3 protein-coding genes, 1 tRNA gene and 2 pseudogenes are annotated in these 4,050 nt (G+C 71.8%); 2 read left to right on the top strand and 4 right to left on the bottom strand.

Features of this window, described 5'->3' with window-relative positions:
* Positions 1–187: pseudogene (locus AOK17_RS49695) on the bottom strand (hypothetical protein); the annotation flags it as partial.
* Entirely contained in the window at positions 184–750 is a 567-nt protein-coding gene (locus tag AOK17_RS46980; protein WP_055618747.1) for a DUF4365 domain-containing protein, read from the bottom strand. The gene AOK17_RS46980 and the pseudogene AOK17_RS49695, both read right to left, overlap by 4 nt.
* A 168-nt stretch (positions 751–918) precedes the next feature.
* On the opposite strand from AOK17_RS46980, the gene AOK17_RS46985 reads away from it, so the two are divergent.
* Positions 919–1,644 (top strand): 3'-5' exonuclease, encoded by a 726-nt coding sequence (locus AOK17_RS46985; protein WP_055618748.1) that lies wholly within the window; start codon positions 919–921, stop codon positions 1,642–1,644.
* A gap of 79 nt (positions 1,645–1,723) precedes the next feature.
* On the opposite strand, the gene AOK17_RS46990 is transcribed toward AOK17_RS46985, so the two are convergent.
* Together AOK17_RS46990 and AOK17_RS46995 are read right to left on the bottom strand one after the other, a co-directional pair.
* Positions 1,724–1,795: transfer RNA gene (locus AOK17_RS46990), tRNA-Val, on the bottom strand.
* Between the two features lie 49 nt (positions 1,796–1,844).
* A complete protein-coding gene (locus AOK17_RS46995; RefSeq protein WP_055618749.1) occupies positions 1,845–2,306 on the bottom strand; it encodes an SRPBCC family protein in 462 nt (153 codons plus the stop codon).
* Between the two features lie 142 nt (positions 2,307–2,448).
* Here AOK17_RS46995 and AOK17_RS47000 point away from each other — a divergent pair.
* Positions 2,449–4,050, top strand: a pseudogene (locus tag AOK17_RS47000) (SCO7613 C-terminal domain-containing membrane protein); the annotation flags it as partial.

Below are 4,050 nucleotides of genomic sequence, written 5' to 3' on the forward strand. Positions count from 1 at the left end.
GTGGGGTCCAGCGGCCGTACCGTCCGGGGGCTCCGCCGCGGCGCTGCCAGCCGTGCCGGTGCAGGAGCGCACCGAGGACGGCCGGGTCGACCTGGTCGGTCCGGGGTGACTGGTCCCAGAGTCCCGGGGTCTCGACGGGGTGGGGCCTGACGGGGCGTAGGGGCTCGTCGGTGGGGCGGTGCGTCACGGTCTGCCTCCCGTTCCGACCCGCGTCATGATCTCGCAGAGCGCTCGGTCGTCGAAGACGCGAGAGGTCGGAATCCGCACGGTGGTCCTGCGCCGGCCGGTGATCCGGTGTCCGGCGAGGTTGATCCAGTAGCAGCAGTGCCGCAGATCGAGGCGGTCGTGGCTTGCGCGCAGCCAGTTGTCCTGCGATCTGGGCACCAGCATCACGACCAGTATTTTGTGCACCGAGACCGGGGTGCGGGCCAGCTTCTCCAGGTGGGCGTTGTCGAGCGTGAAGGAGAAGGTGGGGCCCGGCGGGTTCGGCGGGATCTGGTACGTGCACTTGAGCTGCACCTTGATGGTGACTTCGTCGTCGACCGTGTGCCCGGGGGCGCTGTGGCTGACGTGCCAGTCGATGCCGTTGTCCGGAAAGGGCTGCGACAGGGAACAGCCCGAGGCCGCCGCGACCGCGTGCAGATAACCGACCTGCAGTGTCTCCATGCATGCCGTGGTGGCCAGTGAGCCGCGATGCGGTGCCGTCCTCTGGGGCAGCAGCCCGCCCTGCTCGGGCTGCGCGAGCGCCATGTCCAACAGCCTTCCGAATCAGGTGAATCCCCGCTGCGGGCCGCTGAACTGCAAAGACCCGTACCTCTGTTGTCTCCTTCCGGCGTACGGCGCAAACAGCCCGGGTATCACAAAAAGGGCAGGGGACGGCGCGTCAACTGCCGAAGGTGAACGAGGAGTTGTGTGCGTATGACGTGCTGGTACGAGGGGCCCTTGACCGCGTTCGACACCGAGACGACGGGTGTGGACGTGGAGACCGACCGGATCGTGTCGGCCGCCGTCGTCGTCCAGGACGCTCCCGGAAGCCGCCCGCGCGTGCGCCGCTGGCTGGTCAATCCGGGAGTGCAGGTGCCCGAAGGGGCCACGGCGATACATGGGCTGACGGATGAGCATCTCCGGCTGAACGGCCGCTGGCCGTCGCCGGTGATGGACGAGATAGTCAGGGAACTGGCCGAACAGAGCGCGGCGGGCCGCCCGCTCGTGGTGATGAACGCGCCCTTCGATCTGACGCTCCTGGACCGGGAGTTGCGCAGGCACCGGGCGTCCTCCCTGGACCACTGGTTCGAGACCGTGCCGATGCGCGTCCTCGATCCGCGGGTCCTCGACAAACACCTGGACCGCTACCGCAAGGGCCGCCGCACGCTCACGGACCTCTGCGCGCACTACGGCGTGGAGCTGACGGGAGCGCATGACGCGGCGGCCGACGCACTGGCCTCACTGGAGGTCGTACGGGCGGTCGGGCGCCGTTTCGCGACGCGTCTTGAGCGGCTCTCGGCGGCCGAGCTGCACACGCTGCAGGCCGTCTGGCACGCGGCCCAGGCACGCGGCCTCCAGGCGTGGTTCGCACGCAGCGGCACGGAGGAGGCGGTCGATCCGGCGTGGCCGCTACGCCCCGAACTGTCGGCGGCGGCCTGAGCGGCATCCCGTCGGCGCCGAATCCGTCGGCGGCGACACAAAAAAGCCGGTCCGTCTGTGACGGACCGGCCTTTCCCGGTGGGCGATACTGGGTTCGAACCAGTGACCTCTTCGGTGTGAACGAAGCGCTCTCCCACTGAGCTAATCGCCCGGGAACGCACTGAACAATACAGGTCTCCTCGCGTTTCCTTCAAACCGCTTCACGGTTCGCGCGAAGGGGTGCCGCGAAGGTAGGCGACCAGCCCCTTCCGCCCGGCCCGCATCATCAGCGCGTGGTTGGCGCGGAACGCGGGCCGTCCGGGCACGGCGAACCGCCTCAGCAGCGGCTTGGTCACATGGACCTCCTGGTCGTAGCGGGCGCGGGTACCGGTCGCGTCGGTGGCGAGGGTCCACCGCGCCCAGCCGTCCACGTCGCCGGTCATCGCTATCTCGAGGACGCCGGCCGCCGGATCACGGCGCACCTCGCGCCCGGTGAACACCAGGTCGTAGGGCAGCACCGAGCGGATGCGAACGACGCCGCTGCTGGCGCTGAGCGGCGTCACCTCGCGTACCTGCGGCCACCAGCGTGGATAGCGTTCGGCGTCGGCCAGCGCCTCGTAGACCTCGCCGGGCGGGGCGGCGAGGCTCCACAGGCTGCGAAAGCGGTAATGCGTCCAGTCCATGCGCTTCATGGTCCGAGTCTGCCGGTCCGCGGCCCGGCACGGGAGAAGCCCGCACGTCCGCAACTCGAGGCGTCCCGATCTGAGTACGTCCTGAGTACCCGCGCTCATGCCGTACGGCGTGACCCGGACCACACTCCGAAGCATGACGAACATTCCGCCACCGGCCGAGGAGTTGCGGATCCTCGACCACGAGCTGCGGCAACTGGACGCGCGCAGGGCCCAACTGCTGGCCCGTCGGTCCTGGCTGCTCGGTGTGATCCGGTCGGCCGAGGCACCGGCCCCGGCCTGGGGCCCGGCCCGGGCATCGGCACAGACCCCGGCCGTCTGGGCAGCACCTGCACCCCACCCCCGCCGCCCGGAGGCCACGGCTCCCGGTGTGCAGAACGTGCTGCTCGTGCTCGGCGGCGTCCTGCTGACCGTCGCGGCGATCGCGTTCACGCTGGTCAGCTGGGGGCACTTGGGCATCGCGGGCCGGGCGGCGGTCCTCGGCGCGGTCACCTTCGCCGCGCTCGCCGCACCCGTGCCGCTGCTGAAGCGCGGACTCCGCTCGACGGCCGAGTCGGTGGCGGGCCTCGGCCTGGTGCTGACGGTGCTCGACGCCTACGCCCTGCACGAGGTCGCTCTCCCGGAGGTGGACGGCACCGGGTACGCAGCCGCCGCGACCGCCCTCCTGGCCGTGCTGTGGGCGGCGTACGGACGCTCGCTCGGCTCCCTGCGCCTGCCGCTCCCGGCGGCGATGGCGACGGCTCAACTCCCGCTGCTGCTCTGGATGGTGGCGGTTGACGCGGGCCATCACACGATCACGGCGGCGCTGCTGGTGACGGCAGCGTTCGACACGGTCGTGGCCCTCTCGGTGCCCGTACGGTCCGTACGTGTCGTCGCCACCGTCGGCGCGTACGGGACGGGCGCCTGGGGCGTTCTGGCGGCCGGCTGGCTCTCGTGGGAGGCCACCGGTCCGAGCGCCGCCACCCGTGCGGCGGCGCTCCTCGCCCTCGCCGCGGCGATCGCGCTGGGGGCCGCGTGGCGCGCCCCCGCCGCGCAGGCCGCCTCCGGTCTCGCATTGACCGGCGGCCTGATCACGGTCGCCGCGGCGGGCGGCGTGCTCCGCTCGGTGCTGCCCGACGCCTGGACGGTTCCGGGCCATCTGCTGTGCGGCGTCGCGTTGTTGGCGGTACGCGGCACCTGGCTGTCGGAGTCCGTACGCCGAGGCCTGCGGTGGTCCTCCGCGAGTGTGCGGGCCCTCGCCGTGGCATGGGCCCTGCCCCTCGTCACCGTGGTCCTCGTGGGCCCGGTCGGCTGGGCGGAACGCGTGTGGTCCGGTGCGCCTTCCGACGCCCGGGACGCGGTGACGGTCTCCACGCCCTGGCCGTCGAACACGGAGGCGGCTCCGCTGGTGCTGGCCGCGGTCGCGGCGGTCCTGGTCCTGACGTTCCGGGGCGGGCCGCACCGGTCCGCCGCCCTGAGCGGCACGCTCGGTCTGGCCTGGGCCGCGGTCCTGGTCCTGCCCGCCACTCTCGAACTCCCTTACCTGGCAGGCCTGTTGATGCTGGGCGTGACCACTGCCGCCACCTTGACGGCGGCGGCGTACAGCCGTCACGCACACCCGACCGACGACGGACCCACAAGCCCGGCAGAGCCCCCGGCCCCGACATCGGCCGCGGCCGAGACCAGTACCCGCCCCTCCCCCGTCACCCTGACCGCCCTCGGCCTGGCGCTCCTCACCTCGCTCCACCTCGTCGTGCTC

It is taken from the genome of Streptomyces phaeochromogenes, assembly GCF_001418655.1.
Lineage (GTDB): Bacteria > Actinomycetota > Actinomycetes > Streptomycetales > Streptomycetaceae > Streptomyces > Streptomyces phaeochromogenes.

Coding starts and splice junctions, on each gene's coding strand:
- AOK17_RS46980 (WP_055618747.1), bottom strand. CDS start 750: ATGGCGCTCGCGCAGCCCGAGCAGGGCGGGCTGCTGCCCCAGAGGACG.
- AOK17_RS46995 (WP_055618749.1), bottom strand. CDS start 2,306: ATGGACTGGACGCATTACCGCTTTCGCAGCCTGTGGAGCCTCGCCGCC.
- AOK17_RS46985 (WP_055618748.1), top strand. CDS start 919: ATGACGTGCTGGTACGAGGGGCCCTTGACCGCGTTCGACACCGAGACG.